The organism is Vibrio vulnificus NBRC 15645 = ATCC 27562 (assembly GCF_002224265.1).
In the GTDB taxonomy this organism is placed as follows: domain Bacteria; phylum Pseudomonadota; class Gammaproteobacteria; order Enterobacterales; family Vibrionaceae; genus Vibrio; species Vibrio vulnificus.
The window spans coordinates 2,042,931-2,057,632 of the sequence record NZ_CP012881.1; the positions used below are offsets into that span (position 1 = coordinate 2,042,931).

The following is a 14,702-nucleotide window of genomic DNA, read 5'->3' on the forward strand; positions in this document are numbered from 1 at the left end:
ATTTGAAGCAAAAAATAAAAAATTGGCGTGTGATAGATTTCACGTTGTGGCGGTTAGGGTCTTCTGGTATATTTTCGTCCCGTCCAGAAGAAATCCGTTTCCCTCATTCAACCAATTTCAGGTTAAACATGACGACAAATTACATTTTTGTTACTGGCGGGGTTGTATCCTCTCTAGGTAAAGGTATTGCAGCAGCATCTCTTGCAGCGATTTTAGAAGCTCGTGGTCTTAAAGTGACTATGATGAAGCTTGACCCTTACATCAACGTTGATCCAGGCACAATGAGCCCAACTCAACATGGTGAAGTGTTCGTTACAGAAGATGGCGCCGAAACAGACCTAGACCTTGGTCACTACGAGCGTTTCATCCGCACTAAGATGACTAAGCGCAACAACTTCACTGCAGGTCGTGTTTACTCAGACGTTCTCGCGAAAGAGCGTCGCGGTGACTACCTAGGTGCAACTATCCAAGTTATCCCTCATATCACAAACGATATCAAAGACCGCGTGATCAATGGTTCTCAAGGCCACGACGTTGCGATCGTTGAAGTCGGTGGTACTGTTGGTGATATCGAATCTCTACCATTTATGGAAGCGATTCGTCAGCTAGCCGTTGAAATCGGCCGTGAACGCGCTATGTTCATGCACCTAACACTCGTTCCTTACCTTGCAGCTGCAGGCGAAGTGAAAACAAAACCGACTCAGCACTCTGTTAAAGAGCTGCTATCAATCGGTATCCAACCAGATATCCTAGTTTGCCGCTCAGATCGCATGATCCCAGCGAACGAGCGTAAGAAGATTGCGCTGTTCTGTAACGTTCCTGAGAAAGCGGTAATCTCAATGAAGGACGTAGACTCTATCTACAAGATCCCTCAACTGATCAAATCTCAAGGTCTTGATGATCTCGTTTGTGCGCGTTTCGGCATTTCTGCTCCTGAAGCGGACCTGTCTGAATGGGAACAGGTGATTTACGAAGAAGCGAACCCAACTGGTGAAGTTACTATCGGTATGGTGGGTAAATACATCGAACTACCAGATGCGTATAAATCGGTAAACGAAGCGCTTAAACATGCAGGTTTGAAAAATCGCTTGAGCGTTAACATTAAATATGTAGACTCTCAGGACGTAGAAACCAAAGGCGTTGAAGTTCTTCAAGGGCTTGACGCAATCCTTGTACCTGGTGGCTTTGGCGACCGTGGTATCGAAGGCAAGATTCTTGCGGCGAAATACGCTCGTGAGAACAAAGTTCCTTACCTAGGTATTTGCTTAGGTATGCAAGTGGCACTGATTGAATACGCGCGCAACGTTGCGGGTATGGAAGGTGCACATTCAACAGAATTTAACAAAGACACCAAGTACCCTGTGGTAGGTTTGATCACTGAATGGGTGGATAGTGAAGGTAACGTTGAAGAACGTACTGAATCATCGAATCTTGGTGGTACTATGCGTCTAGGTTCGCAACTCTGTCACCTAGCGAAAGGCACTAAAGCTCGTGAGCTATACGGTAGCGATACGATTCATGAACGTCACCGCCACCGTTACGAAGTGAACAACAATCTTCGTCCACAAATTGAAAAAGCAGGCCTAAAAGTATCAGGTCTGTCTGCGGACAAGAAACTGGTTGAGATGATCGAAAACCCGAACCACCCATGGTTTGTGGCAGCTCAGTTCCACCCAGAGTTCACTTCTACGCCACGTGACGGTCACCCACTGTTCTCTGGCTTTATTAAAGCAGCGGGTGAAAACGCGCGCGGCGAACTGAAGTAAAAGGATACGGGCGGTTGCAAAGGTTGTGCTGCCGCCCTTTAAATTTGACATTTATATTTGAACGAGAGGAAACATTAATGTCTAAGATCGTTAAAGTTCTAGGTCGTGAAATCATCGACTCACGTGGTAACCCAACTGTTGAAGCTGAAGTACACCTAGAAGGCGGTTTCGTAGGTATGGCAGCAGCTCCATCTGGCGCATCTACTGGTTCTCGCGAAGCGCTTGAGCTACGTGACGGTGACAAAGCACGTTTCCTAGGTAAAGGTGTTCTTAAAGCTATTGAAGCGGTAAACGGTGCAATCGCTGACGCTCTAGTTGGTAAAGATGCGAAAGATCAAGCAGCAATCGACGCTATCATGATCGAGCTAGACGGCACTGAAAACAAATCTAAGTTTGGTGCGAACGCTATCCTAGCTGTTTCTCTAGCTAACGCTAAAGCTGCTGCTGCTTCTAAAGGCATGCCTCTATACGAGCACATCGCTGAGCTAAACGGTACTGCTGGTCAGTTCTCTATGCCTCTACCAATGATGAACATCATCAACGGTGGTGAGCACGCAGACAACAACGTTGACATCCAAGAGTTCATGATCCAACCAGTTGGCGCAAAAACTCTGAAAGAAGCAGTTCGCATGGGTGCGGAAGTATTCCACAACCTAGCTAAAGTTCTTAAGTCTAAAGGTTACAACACTGCAGTTGGTGACGAAGGTGGTTTCGCTCCTAACCTTAAGTCTAACGCTGAAGCGCTAGAAGTTATCGCAGAAGCAGTTGCAGCAGCAGGTTACGTACTAGGTAAAGACGTTACTCTAGCTATGGACTGTGCAGCATCTGAGTTCTTCGACAAAGAAGCTGGTATCTACAATTTGAAAGGTGAAGGCAAAACGTTCACTTCTGAAGAGTTCAACCACTACCTAGCTGGTCTAGTTGAGCAATTCCCAATCGTATCTATCGAAGATGGTCTAGACGAGTCTGATTGGACTGGTTTCGCACACCAAACTCAACTTCTAGGCGACAAGATCCAACTAGTTGGTGACGATCTATTCGTTACAAACACTAAGATCCTAGCTGAAGGTATCGAGAAAGGCATCGCTAACTCTATCCTAATCAAGTTCAACCAAATCGGTTCTCTAACTGAGACTCTAGCTGCAATCAAGATGGCTAAAGACGCAGGTTACACAGCAGTAATCTCTCACCGTTCTGGCGAAACTGAAGATGCAACTATCGCTGACCTAGCGGTAGGTACTGCAGCAGGTCAAATCAAGACTGGTTCTATGAGCCGTTCTGACCGTGTTGCTAAGTACAACCAACTAATCCGTATCGAGGAAGCTCTAGCTGGTCGTGCTCCTTTCAACGGTCTTAAAGAAGTGAAAGGCCAAGCTTAATTCGCAACAGAATTAACGTTGGTTATCTAACTGTAAAACCCTCGCTACGGCGGGGGTTTTGTTTTTAGAGAATAGAGTTAAAGAGCGATGAGCCGTTCTGACCGTGTTGCTGCTATGCCTAAAAGAAAGCAACCAACGAATCCGTATCGAGGAAGCTCTAGCTGGTCGTGCTCCTTTCAACGGTCTTAAAGAAGTTAAAGGTCAAGCTTAATTCGCAACAGAATTAACGTTGGTTATCTAACTGTAAAACCCTCGCTACGGCGGCAATGTAGTTCACTTAAGAGGAGCTGCCTTGCGATTAACAGGATATCGGGTCTTTGATATTTTTACCGCCCTAGGCCGATTTGGCTTAGGGCGTTTGTCTATAAAAAGGATGGATAAGTCTCCGCGCAGACTTTTTAGACGCTTCGGTGTATTACCTGGAGATACCGCTTTGCTCATTACTTTCAGTTGACTAGCGATGAACTGACAAGCGTATTTAAAACTGATTTCATTGGCCATTCGACCATGTGCTACGGCCGCTTGACTGGCTTCTCGTCTTACCAAGTTATAACCAAGCAACAGCCCCCATAACTCTTGATAGACAAGCTCGACCGTCTTACTCCTCAGCACTAACGCGTTGTGCTGCATCGAACTTTTTATGTCTCTGTACCCTAACTCAATTTCCCATCTCTCATGGTAAAGCTCGGCTACTGATTCCGCATCGTACTCTTCCCTAGGCAAAGACGTAAACACTGTTTTGTGCTTACCTTGTACTTGATAAGTAACGGCTCTGACTTGCCATTTTTCAGGTAGGTTAGGATTTTTCTTGCGAGCCTGTGGAGAGACTTTCATTTCTACCAACATGTCGTCGCTCTCTTCATCGTCCAGAAGTCTGAATTTCACCCCTTTCTTCGCTGGTAACAACCAATGCCTGTTGGAGCCACTATTTTGGAGAGAAAGAAGTAAGTCTGCGCCATAAAACCCCTTATCTAGTAAAGTCACTGAGTTATCAGGTAGAGAGTCAATAAAGGGCATTGCAAGCGGTATTTCACCACGACGATAGGGGCTTATAGCTGCGTCTACAATGACATGTGAGCGAACATTCATCATGGTCACCACCCTAAGTACTGGATGAGGTGTCTGCCTCTCGCTGGATGTATTACCTGACCCAAAATGTTCTCTTAGTTCTGATGTATCAGCGGTTCGAAAAAGAGCCCCATCAATAGCGAAGACTTGTAAGCCTTGCCAAGTATCCTCGGGGTAACGCTCTAGACCCCATGTGTGACTGCATTGTCTAAACAACCATTCTGGAGCAGCTTTACCAAGGCGTTGCCTTGCTTGCGTTAAAGCACTTTTAGCTAGCAGTTCCTCATCGGCTAAGCCCTCGGCACAGACATTCATTCGCCGTGCGACTTCTGCAATAGACTCATTGCGGAAAAACGCCATTCCAACAATAAGCCAAAGAACCATATCACTAGGTAAACGACGTCGACGAATTGTCGCTTTATCGGAAAGTGTTGCCGCTTTAGCAACCCACTCATCAGGAATATGCTCGGAGAAGGTGGTTAGCTGAGCGACATCAACAGGACTCTCTTCAAGAAAGTCAGCAAAATAGTTTTGGATAGACATAAAAAATCGGAAACCTATAAACAGGTTTCCGATTGTCTCTCATCAGAAGGATCGGTCAACCGATCCTTATCTGATCTACATTGCGCTACGGCGGGGGTTTTGTTTTTAGAGAATAGAGTTAAAGAGCGATGAGCCGTTCTGACCGTGTTGCTGCTATGCCTAAAAGAAAGCAACCAACTAATCCGTATCGAGGAAGCTCTAGCTGGTCGTGCTCCTTTCAACGGTCTTAAAGAAGTGAAAGGCCAAGCTTAATTCTCAACAGAATTAACGTTGGTTATCTAACTGTAAAACCCTCGCTACGGCGGGGGTTTTGTTTTTAGAGAATAGAGTTAAAGAGCGATGAGCCGTTCTGACCGTGTTGCTGCTAGGCCTAAAAGAAAGCAACCAACGAATCCGTATCGAGGAAGCTTTAGCTGGTCGTGCTCCTTTCAACAGTCTTAAAGAAGCGAAAGGCCAAGCTTAATTCTTCATTGAATTAATCGCTTAGATTGAAGCTTTAAAAACATCCCGCGCTTGCGGGGTGTTTTTTTATCGCCAATATCTCTGCGAGTCTCCCTATCGCCGATCAATAGAAAAGTGGCTGTGCATAGGGCTATGTCATTCTCTTCACTTGCTTCTGTCTAACCCTCTCTAGAGCCAATGAGCTAATTGTGCTATAAACAGGGCTTGATCAATCTTTCCTTCTAATAAGTCATAAGTAAATTGCCATGCGACTGTTTATTCTCGTTTTAACCTTACTGTTTGGTTGGCTGCAGTACACCCTGTGGTTTGGTAAAAATGGGGTTTCCGATTACTACACGATTGAAAGTGATATTGAAGCGCAGCAATTGGTGAACACCAAGTTGCAGGCAAGAAACAGCGAAATGTACGCAGAGATAGATGACTTGAAGCAAGGGCTCGATGCCATTGAAGAGCGTGCTCGTCACGAGCTGGGTATGCTGAAAGAAGGGGAGACATTCTATCGCATTGTCGGTGAGGAGAATCCATAATGGCGCGTAGTATGACGTCATTGGTCGCCGTTGTACCAGCCGCTGGTGTCGGCAGTCGAATGAAGGCAGACCGACCAAAGCAGTATTTGCAGATCCACGGCAAAACCATTTTAGAACATACCATCGAAAGGTTGCTCTCTCACCCGGCCATTACACAAGTCGTCGTTGCCGTGAGTGAAGACGATCCTTATTACCCAGAGCTCCCTATTGCGCAACATCCCGATATCATTCGTGTTGCTGGTGGAAAAGAGCGTGCAGATTCGGTGTTATCGGCATTGCGTTTCCTTTCGCAGCAGCAACAAAAAGCAGATTGGGTTCTCGTGCATGATGCTGCAAGACCTTGTGTTGCTCATCAAGATATTGATGCCTTGATTGAACGCTGCTCCTCGCATGAGACGGGGGCGATTTTGGCGACGCCTGTGCGTGACACGATGAAGCGCGCAAACGCACAACACATGATCGACCATACGGTGGATCGCAATGCACTTTGGCATGCCTTAACGCCGCAAATGTTCAAAACCGAAGTGCTGACAGACGCGCTAAGCGATGCGTTGGCACAAGGTGTGGCGATTACCGACGAAGCCTCTGCGTTAGAATGGCGAGGAGAGCTGCCAGCTTTAGTTCAAGGGTGCTCGAGTAACATCAAAGTTACTCAACCTGAAGATCTCGCTTTAGCGGAATTTTATTTGAGCCGAGAAAAGGATAGAAAATGATGAGAATTGGTCATGGTTTCGATGTACACAAATTTGGTGGCGAAGGCCCGGTTATCATCGGTGGTGTTGCGGTTCCTTATGAACAAGGACTGATTGCTCACTCCGATGGTGATGTTGCTTTACATGCGTTAAGCGATGCTCTGCTGGGGGCGATTGCCGCGGGTGATATTGGCCGACATTTTCCAGATACGGATGACAAATGGAAAGGGGCAGACAGTCGAGAGCTCTTGAAAGACGTTTATCGCCGAGTCAAAGAACAAGGCTACAAACTGGGGAATGCGGATGTGACCATCATCGCGCAAGCACCCAAAATGGCCCCTTATATCGATGCCATGCGTGAAGCCATCGCTCACGACTTGGAAACCGATATTCGTAATATTAATGTCAAAGCGACAACAACCGAGCGTTTGGGTTTTACAGGACGCAAAGAAGGTATTGCAACGGAAGCCGTTGTGTTACTGATTAAGCAATAATATTAGCATTAGCAAAACTGGCAGTGGATAGTTCTATGACAGACACTTTGGCTTCTCTGGCCTATTTAGCGGGTAAACCAACCGCACAAGCAAAAATCAAAGCAAAACCAGAACATTTTCAGGTAAGAGAAGACTTAGGTTTTGAGTTCACTGGTTCTGGTGAGCACCTGATGGTACGCATCCGAAAAACTGGCGAGAACACCTCCTTTGTTGCCAATGAATTGGCGAAAGCATGTGGCGTGAAATCAAAAGACGTCAGTTGGGCTGGCTTGAAAGATCGCCACGCGGTGACGGAACAATGGCTTAGTGTTCATTTGCCTAAAGCGGAAACGCCGGATTTTTCCGCTTTCCTCGCGCAATACCCATCGATTGAAATCCTCGCTACCGCTCGTCATAACAAGAAGTTACGACCAGGGGATCTTGTTGGGAACGATTTCGTCGTGACGTTAACGGAAGTCTCAGATGTGGACGATGTGCTCAAACGTCTAGAGACGGTCGCAAAACTCGGTGTTCCAAATTATTTCGGTAATCAGCGTTTTGGTAACAATGGCAATAACCTGCAAGAAGCAAAACGTTGGGGCAGAGAAAATGTTCGTAGCCGCAATCAAAATCAACGTAGCCTCTACTTGTCTGCTGCGCGTTCGTGGATCTTCAATTTAATTGTCTCGGCGCGACTTGAGCAATCACTGTTCGATAAGGTTTTGCTTGGCGACATCCTGTTTAAGGGGGATGAACAGCTATTGGTGAGTGCAGAAAATCATGCGGATCTCCAGTCTCAATATGATGCTGGCGACTTGGTGATCAGTGGTGCTTTGGCTGGCGATAATGCCTTGCCGACTCAAGATGAAGCGTTGGCGTTAGAGCAAGTGTTCTTAGATGCTGAACCTGATCTTATGGCGCTGATTCGCGGCAATCGCATGAGACACGATCGTCGAGCGATCGCATTGAAGCCGGCCAATCTCAGTTGGCAAGTGGATGGTAATAGCATCACCCTGACTTTCTCGCTCGATGCAGGCTCTTTTGCAACGTCCATTATCCGCGAGCTAGTGCAAGAAATCGCGTTTGAAAGAGAATTCTAATTATCATGGAAGATAAGCAAACTAAACCGCTGCGCATTTTGCTGAGTAATGACGATGGCGTTTTTGCTGAAGGTATTCGCACGTTAGCTAACGAACTAAGCACATTGGCAGAAGTGATCATCGTTGCACCGGATCGCAATCGCTCAGGAGCGTCAAACTCGTTAACGCTGGAACAGCCACTGCGAGTGACCTGTGTTGAAGAAAATGTTTATTCAGTGCAAGGCACGCCCACAGATTGTGTCCATTTTGCTTTAAACGAACTACTGAAAAATGATCTCCCAGACTTAGTGTTAAGTGGCATCAATCATGGCGCCAATCTAGGGGATGATGTGCTTTATTCGGGCACGGTCGCTGCAGCGATGGAAGGGCATTTTCTTGGTGTGCAGTCGATCGCTTTTTCTCTGGTTGGTAAAAGCCACTTTAAAACCGCAGCAACCATTGCCAAGCAGATCGTTGAGCAACATTTAGCGAAACCTATTCCGACTAATCGTTTATTGAACATCAATATTCCGGATCTGCCGCTCGAGCAGCTCAAAGAGATACGAGTGACTCGTTTAGGCGCACGCCATCATGCAGAGAATATGATCAAGCAGCTTGATCCCCGTGGTCATGAAATCTACTGGTTAGGCCCTCCGGGCAAAGAGCAAGATGCGGGAGAGGGAACCGATTTCCACGCGATTGAGCAAGGCTATGTGTCTATTACACCACTGCAAGTTGATTTAACTGCCCATGAATCACTCCGAGCGATGGATACTTGGCTAAAGGAAAAGTAATCATGAGCAATCCTCAAGCAGAAAGATTGGTTCACTTCTTAGCGGTCAATGGCATCCGTGATAGCGAAGTTTTATCTGCCATCGCTCGTGTACCGAGAGAGTGTTTTTTGGCACAAGCTATGATGCATCAGGCTTATGACAACAACGCTTTGCCTATTGGTCAAGGTCAGACAATCTCTCAGCCCTACATTGTGGCCAAAATGACGGAACTTTTGCGTCTTAAAAGAGACAGTAAAGTATTGGAAATTGGCACTGGATCGGGTTATCAAACCGCAGTATTAGCGCTTCTGGTTGAGCATGTATATTCTGTTGAGCGCATCAAATCTTTACAGTGGGATGCAAAACGTCGCTTAAAACAGTTGGATATCTACAATGTCTCGACTAAGCATGGCGACGGCTGGCTTGGCTGGGAAAATAAAGGACCTTTTGACGCGATCATTGTGACCGCCGCAGCAGAAAGTGTTCCACCGGCGTTACTTCAACAATTGAATGATGGTGGCCGCATGGTACTCCCTGTCGGTACGGATGAGCAGCATTTGATCTTGATTGAGCGTCAAAAAGATCAGTTTGTTTCCCAAGTGATCGAAGCGGTGAACTTTGTGCCGCTGATCGCCGGAGACTTGGCATAATTTGAGATTAGGTGTGAGTAAGCGTCTTTATTTACGTGGTTCAATGATTCTCAGTACAGCTTTACTGGTAGGCTGTGCTGCGCATACTCCTGCGCCGGTCACGGGATTGAGTAAAGACTATAACACGGTTGATCGTGGTAGCTATCGCGGCAGTTATTACGAGGTTGAAAAGGGCGATACGCTGTATTTTATATCCTACGTCACAGATAAAGATGTAAATGAGTTAATCCGTTTCAATAATTTGACAGAGCCTTACACGATTTATCCGGGCCAGAAACTCAAGTTGTGGGCACCTGCTTATGTCGCACCAAAATATGGCCAAACGGTAGAAACCCCTGCTACAACTGTGGTTGCTGCGTCAACGGTTGCGGTGGTGGCTCCCAAACCTACACCGACAACACCAAAAGAATCGAGTAATAACTCTACTCAGAAGCCCGCAAAACCTGCGCCTCAAGTGGTTAAAAAAGATCCAGTTAAGGGTGTTGATCAATCCAAACCAAAGGAGTATGTTGGTTCAAAAGGTAAAGGAAATGTTAAAACCACCACTTCACCACCACCGGCAAATAACCAAAAAATAGCCAAGTGGCAGTGGCCAACAAAAGGGAGAGTAATTAAAAACTTCTCTGCAGGAGAACAAGGAAATAAAGGCATTGATATCGCAGGACAGCGAGGTCAGCCTATCGTTTCAACGGCAGGAGGTACCGTGGTTTATTCGGGTAACGCGCTAAGAGGTTATGGCAATTTAGTCATTGTTAAACATAACGATAATTACCTCAGTGCGTATGCGCATAACGATCGGTTGTTGGTATCGGAAGGGCAAAGTGTTAAAGCTGGGCAACAAATCGCCACAATGGGCAGTTCTGGAGCCAAAACAGTGATGCTGCACTTCGAAATTCGTTACCAAGGTAAATCAGTGAATCCAAAGCGCTATTTACCGTAAATCAACTTTGAAACAACTTGCGACACAACTAGCGACATTTAAAGTTGTAATGTCTTGCTAACTCGCCATGGGGAGGCGTTATGAGTATCAGCAACACAGTCACCAAAGTTAAAGATCTCGATGTTAATCAGATGGATGATGATTTTAACGACGATATCGAGATGAATGAAAAAGAAGATCTTACCGAAGAAAAAGTCACACTTCGCGAGGAGTTTGACGCCAGCAACAAGAGCTTAGACGCGACACAGCTCTATCTAGGAGAAATTGGCTTTTCTCCACTATTAACCGCAGAAGAAGAAGTGCTTTATGCTCGACGTGCATTACGAGGCGATGAAGCCGCGCGTAAACGTATGATTGAAAGTAACTTACGTCTAGTGGTTAAGATTTCCCGCCGTTACAGTAATCGCGGTCTTGCACTGCTTGATTTGATTGAAGAGGGTAACCTTGGTTTGATCCGTGCGGTAGAGAAATTCGATCCAGAGCGTGGTTTCCGCTTCTCGACTTACGCAACATGGTGGATTCGCCAAACCATCGAACGCGCTTTAATGAATCAGACTCGAACCATCCGTTTACCTATCCATGTTGTTAAAGAGCTGAACATTTATCTGCGTACGGCGCGTGAGCTTTCTCAAAAACTCGATCATGAGCCAACCGCTGAAGAGATCGCTGCGCAACTGGATATTCCGGTTGACGATGTGAGCAAAATGCTGCGTTTGAACGAGCGTATTAGTTCTGTTGATACGCCGATTGGTGGAGATGGAGAGAAGGCGTTATTAGATATTATTCCTGATGCAAACAACTCTGACCCAGAGGTTTCAACGCAAGATGAAGACATGCGTGTTTCCTTGATTCATTGGTTGGAAGAGCTCAATCCAAAACAAAAAGAAGTGTTGGCACGTCGCTTTGGTTTGTTGGGCTATGAGCCTTCAACACTGGAAGAGGTTGGACAAGAGATTGGTTTAACTCGTGAGCGAGTGCGCCAGATTCAGGTTGAAGGGTTACGTCGCCTCCGTGAAGTTCTGATCAAACAAGGTCTGAATATGGAAAACTTGTTTGATATCGATATGGATTGAGTTTGCATTCTCCAATAGAAAAAAGGCTATGGATTCATAGCCTTTTGTCATTTTAGTGATGTTCGTTTTAAAATGTTAGAGCATTTTCTTTAAACGATATAGCGCTTCTAACGCTTGGCGTGGGGTCAGATCATCTGGATCGATGCTGGCCAAAGTTTGTTCTACTTCACTTGGCTCTGGAATGAGGCTCAATTGGTTAGCGATATCCACCGTTCTTGCTTTTGGCTGAGAACCCTCTGCGCTGAGCAGCTCAAGTTGAGACAACTTTTGACGGGCGTTTTTAATCACCGTTTTTGGAACACCCGCCAACCCCGCAACCGCCAAACCGTAGGATTTGCTTGCCGCCCCCTCTTGTACGGCGTGCATAAAGGCGATGCTGTCACCATGCTCAACCGCATCAAGATGCACGTTGGCCAAGTGAGGAAGTTGATTAGGCAGTTCTGTCAGCTCAAAGTAATGCGTCGCAAATAACGTCATCGCGCCAATCTGAGTCGCAAGCCAGTGTGCGCTTGCCCACGCTAGAGAAAGGCCATCATAGGTACTGGTACCACGTCCAATTTCATCCATCAAAACTAAGCTATTTGCTGTCGCGTTGTGCAAGATATTAGCTGTTTCTGTCATTTCTACCATGAAGGTTGAACGTCCTGACGCGAGATCATCCGATGCGCCAATTCGAGTAAATATGCGATCAATTGAGCCAATGGTGGCAGATTCGGCAGGAACGTAAGAACCAATGTGCGCCATTAAAGCAATCAATGCGGTTTGGCGCATGTAAGTGGATTTACCCCCCATGTTAGGACCAGTGATGATCAACATTTTCCGTTGGCTGTTCAGTTCTATTGGGTTGGCAATAAAGGGATCGGAAGTGACTTGTTCCACCACAGGATGACGACCCGCGGTAATGTGAACGACGGGATCTTTGGTTAAATTTGGTCGACAATAATCAAGCGTATCAGCACGCTCCGCCAAATTCTGCAATACATCCAATTGTGCAACCGCTGCTGCCAACTCTTGCAAACGGGCTAGGTGAGGTAGCAACAGATCAAAGAGCTCTTCCCACAGTTGCTTTTCAATGGCTAACGCTTTGGATTTTGAGTTGAGAACTTTATCTTCGTGCTCTTTCAGTTCAGGAATGATGTAACGTTCAGCGTTTTTCAGCGTTTGACGGCGAACATAGTGTGGTGGAACCAAATGGCTTTGGCCGCGGCTTACTTGGATGTAGAAACCGTGGACATTGTTGTATCCCACTTTAAGCGTATCGATGCCGTGGCGATCTCGCTCTTCCTCTTCGAGTTTTTCCAAGTAGCCAGTGGCACCGTCTGCAAGATCGCGCCATTCATCCAAATCTGCGCTGTACCCTTCGGCAATGACACCTCCATCGCGAATCACTACTGGCGGGTTTTCTTTAATGGCACGCTCGAGCAACTCACACACATCATCCATTGGAGCGGCTGCCGTGGCCAGTGATTTGAGATGGCTATTACCCAGTGAAGACAGCGCTTGAGCTAATTCGGGTAGTTGTTGCATCGCATGACGTAATCGAGCGAGATCGCGTGGACGTGCGGAGCGGAGTGCTAAGCGAGCCAAAATACGTTCAATATCGCCGATTTGTTTCACCACGGGATGAATATCGCTAAATAGAGCTTGTTCTTTCAATTCGGCGATGGCGTCTAGGCGATGCTCTCGCGTGGTAATACAGCGCATTGGTTGATGGATCCAGCGTTTTAGCATCCGGCTTCCCATTGGCGTCGCGCAACGATCTAAAACCGCAGCAAGCGTGTTGTCACTTCCGCCAGCGAGGTTTTGAGTCAATTCGAGATTGCGTCTGGTCGCGGCATCAAGGATAACCGAGTCATCTTGGCGATCATAAGTAAGCGCGCGGATATGAGGAAGTGCTGTACGTTGAGTATCTTTGACATACTGAATCAAGCAACCTGCGGCGCACAACCCTAACATCGCATTTTCTATGCCAAAGCCGACCAAGTCTTTGGTGCCAAATTGCTGGTTGAGCTGTTGTTTGGCCGTTTCAAGTTCGAACTCCCAAACTGGACGACGACGGTTGCCGTTACGGCCTGTCATCAAATGAACGGGCTCAAAATCTTCAGGGAAGAGTAACTCACGCGGAGAGGTGCGTTGTAGCTCAGCAGCCATTGCCTCTTCTGACTGAGGTTCAACCAATTGGAAACGACCAGAGGTGACATCCAAGGTGGCGTAGCCGAATTTGCCATTGTGGTGATAAATCGCGGCAATTAAGTTATCCAAACGTTCAGACAGTAAAGCTTCATCTGTTACTGTACCCGGCGTGACAATACGAACGACTTTGCGCTCTACGGGGCCTTTACTGGTGGCAGGATCACCAACTTGCTCGCAGATCGCGACGGATTCCCCAAGCTGAACCAATTTCGCTAAATACCCTTCAACGGCATGAAATGGCACACCAGCCATAGGAATGGGTTCACCTGCCGAAGCGCCGCGCTTGGTGAGAGAAATATCCAGCAACTGCGACGCCTTCTTTGCATCGTCGTAAAAAAGTTCGTAGAAGTCGCCCATGCGATAAAACAGCAAAATATCGGGATTTTCTGCCTTCAATCTGAGGTATTGCTGCATCATTGGGGTATGTTGTTGTTCAGCTTTCACGGTTTTTATCTTTAGTTTGGACTGTTTGCGGCTTAGGATACGTGAATCACTGATAGTGTAAAAGAGAGAAAAGGGAAATCGGCATGCAATCACTAATACAATTATCAGAACAACTGGGTGAGCGCCTTTTGCAACAAGGTGAAGTGTTGGCTACCGCCGAATCGTGTACGGGCGGTGGCGTTGCAAACATGGTCACGGAAGTCGCGGGCAGCTCGGCTTGGTTTGATCGTGCATTTGTCACTTATAGCAATGAAGCAAAACAAGAAATGTTGGGAGTGGCAGAAAAAACCTTGGCCGATTTTGGTGCGGTCTCGGAGGCGGTGGTTAAAGAAATGGTACTGGGGACTTTAGCCCATTCGAATGCCACTATCGCGGTGTCCATTAGTGGCATTGCTGGGCCTAGCGGTGGTAGCGCGGAAAAGCCGGTTGGCACCGTTTGTTTTGGTTTTGCTGATAAATATGGATGGCTACGGTGTGAGACCTGCTATTTTGCCGGCGATAGAGCAAAAGTTCGCATACAAGCGATTGAATACAGTTTAAAAGTCTTGTGTGATGCGCTACTGAAAAATGGCAGTGAACGTAAATAACAGGCGAAATTTTTTATACAGGGGTAGACACTGTACAAATCAACAGTATAATG

General features: G+C 46.7%; 13 protein-coding genes. 11 read left to right on the plus strand and 2 right to left on the minus strand.

Annotated elements, in window-relative coordinates:
* The first annotated feature begins 128 nt into the window (after positions 1-128).
* Positions 129-1,766 (plus strand): CTP synthase, encoded by a 1,638-nt coding sequence (locus AOT11_RS09600; RefSeq protein WP_017422607.1) that lies wholly within the window; start codon positions 129-131, stop codon positions 1,764-1,766.
* Positions 1,767-1,843: 77 nt separating this feature from the next.
* Positions 1,844-3,145, plus strand: coding sequence for a phosphopyruvate hydratase (gene eno / locus AOT11_RS09605; protein ID WP_026050348.1), 1,302 nt, complete (start codon positions 1,844-1,846; stop codon positions 3,143-3,145).
* 273 nt (positions 3,146-3,418) lie between these two features.
* Here eno and AOT11_RS09610 read toward each other — a convergent pair whose 3' ends face one another.
* Positions 3,419-4,756 carry an IS4-like element ISVvu3 family transposase gene (locus AOT11_RS09610; RefSeq protein ID WP_011149570.1) on the minus strand — a complete coding sequence of 446 codons (1,338 nt, stop codon included), beginning with the start codon at positions 4,754-4,756 and terminating at the stop codon, positions 3,419-3,421.
* Between the two features lie 707 nt (positions 4,757-5,463).
* On the opposite strand from AOT11_RS09610, the gene ftsB reads away from it, so the two are divergent.
* The 8 genes from ftsB (at position 5,464) to rpoS (ending at position 11,425) form a co-directional block, all read left to right on the plus strand.
* Positions 5,464-5,745 (plus strand): cell division protein FtsB, encoded by a 282-nt coding sequence (gene ftsB / locus AOT11_RS09615; RefSeq protein WP_017420271.1) that lies wholly within the window; start codon positions 5,464-5,466, stop codon positions 5,743-5,745.
* The gene (ispD, locus tag AOT11_RS09620) at positions 5,745-6,458 is read left to right on the plus strand and encodes a 2-C-methyl-D-erythritol 4-phosphate cytidylyltransferase (protein WP_017420272.1); all 714 of its coding nucleotides are present in this window, start codon (positions 5,745-5,747) and stop codon (positions 6,456-6,458) included. Before ftsB ends, ispD begins: the two co-directional genes overlap by 1 nt.
* Positions 6,455-6,931 carry a 2-C-methyl-D-erythritol 2,4-cyclodiphosphate synthase gene (gene ispF / locus AOT11_RS09625; RefSeq protein ID WP_017420273.1) on the plus strand — a complete coding sequence of 159 codons (477 nt, stop codon included), beginning with the start codon at positions 6,455-6,457 and terminating at the stop codon, positions 6,929-6,931. Before ispD ends, ispF begins: the two co-directional genes overlap by 4 nt.
* A 35-nt stretch (positions 6,932-6,966) precedes the next feature.
* A complete protein-coding gene (truD, locus tag AOT11_RS09630) occupies positions 6,967-8,010 on the plus strand; it encodes a tRNA pseudouridine(13) synthase TruD (protein WP_026050393.1) in 1,044 nt (347 codons plus the stop codon).
* A gap of 5 nt (positions 8,011-8,015) precedes the next feature.
* On the plus strand, positions 8,016-8,783 hold the full coding sequence (gene surE, locus AOT11_RS09635; protein ID WP_017420275.1) for a 5'/3'-nucleotidase SurE: 768 nt from the start codon (positions 8,016-8,018) through the stop codon (positions 8,781-8,783).
* Between the two features lie 2 nt (positions 8,784-8,785).
* A complete protein-coding gene (locus tag AOT11_RS09640; RefSeq protein ID WP_017420276.1) occupies positions 8,786-9,412 on the plus strand; it encodes a protein-L-isoaspartate(D-aspartate) O-methyltransferase in 627 nt (208 codons plus the stop codon).
* A gap of 43 nt (positions 9,413-9,455) precedes the next feature.
* Positions 9,456-10,352, plus strand: coding sequence for a peptidoglycan DD-metalloendopeptidase family protein (locus tag AOT11_RS09645; protein ID WP_049797988.1), 897 nt, complete (start codon positions 9,456-9,458; stop codon positions 10,350-10,352).
* 80 nt (positions 10,353-10,432) lie between these two features.
* On the plus strand, positions 10,433-11,425 hold the full coding sequence (rpoS, locus tag AOT11_RS09650) for an RNA polymerase sigma factor RpoS (RefSeq protein ID WP_017420278.1): 993 nt from the start codon (positions 10,433-10,435) through the stop codon (positions 11,423-11,425).
* A 75-nt stretch (positions 11,426-11,500) separates the two neighbouring features.
* Here rpoS and mutS read toward each other — a convergent pair whose 3' ends face one another.
* Complete coding sequence (gene mutS, locus AOT11_RS09655; protein ID WP_026050395.1) at positions 11,501-14,062, minus strand: DNA mismatch repair protein MutS; 2,562 nt, start codon at positions 14,060-14,062, stop codon at positions 11,501-11,503.
* Between the two features lie 83 nt (positions 14,063-14,145).
* Between mutS and pncC the strand changes: the two genes are divergently transcribed.
* The gene (gene pncC / locus AOT11_RS09660) at positions 14,146-14,649 is read left to right on the plus strand and encodes a nicotinamide-nucleotide amidase (protein ID WP_017420280.1); all 504 of its coding nucleotides are present in this window, start codon (positions 14,146-14,148) and stop codon (positions 14,647-14,649) included.
* Positions 14,650-14,702 lie beyond the last annotated feature (53 nt).

Coding starts and splice junctions, on each gene's coding strand:
- AOT11_RS09600 (WP_017422607.1), top strand. CDS start 129: ATGACGACAAATTACATTTTTGTTACTGGCGGGGTTGTATCCTCTCTA.
- eno (WP_026050348.1), top strand. CDS start 1,844: ATGTCTAAGATCGTTAAAGTTCTAGGTCGTGAAATCATCGACTCACGT.
- AOT11_RS09610 (WP_011149570.1), bottom strand. CDS start 4,756: ATGTCTATCCAAAACTATTTTGCTGACTTTCTTGAAGAGAGTCCTGTT.
- ftsB (WP_017420271.1), top strand. CDS start 5,464: ATGCGACTGTTTATTCTCGTTTTAACCTTACTGTTTGGTTGGCTGCAG.
- ispD (WP_017420272.1), top strand. CDS start 5,745: ATGGCGCGTAGTATGACGTCATTGGTCGCCGTTGTACCAGCCGCTGGT.
- ispF (WP_017420273.1), top strand. CDS start 6,455: ATGATGAGAATTGGTCATGGTTTCGATGTACACAAATTTGGTGGCGAA.
- truD (WP_026050393.1), top strand. CDS start 6,967: ATGACAGACACTTTGGCTTCTCTGGCCTATTTAGCGGGTAAACCAACC.
- surE (WP_017420275.1), top strand. CDS start 8,016: ATGGAAGATAAGCAAACTAAACCGCTGCGCATTTTGCTGAGTAATGAC.
- AOT11_RS09640 (WP_017420276.1), top strand. CDS start 8,786: ATGAGCAATCCTCAAGCAGAAAGATTGGTTCACTTCTTAGCGGTCAAT.
- AOT11_RS09645 (WP_049797988.1), top strand. CDS start 9,456: ATGATTCTCAGTACAGCTTTACTGGTAGGCTGTGCTGCGCATACTCCT.
- rpoS (WP_017420278.1), top strand. CDS start 10,433: ATGAGTATCAGCAACACAGTCACCAAAGTTAAAGATCTCGATGTTAAT.
- pncC (WP_017420280.1), top strand. CDS start 14,146: ATGCAATCACTAATACAATTATCAGAACAACTGGGTGAGCGCCTTTTG.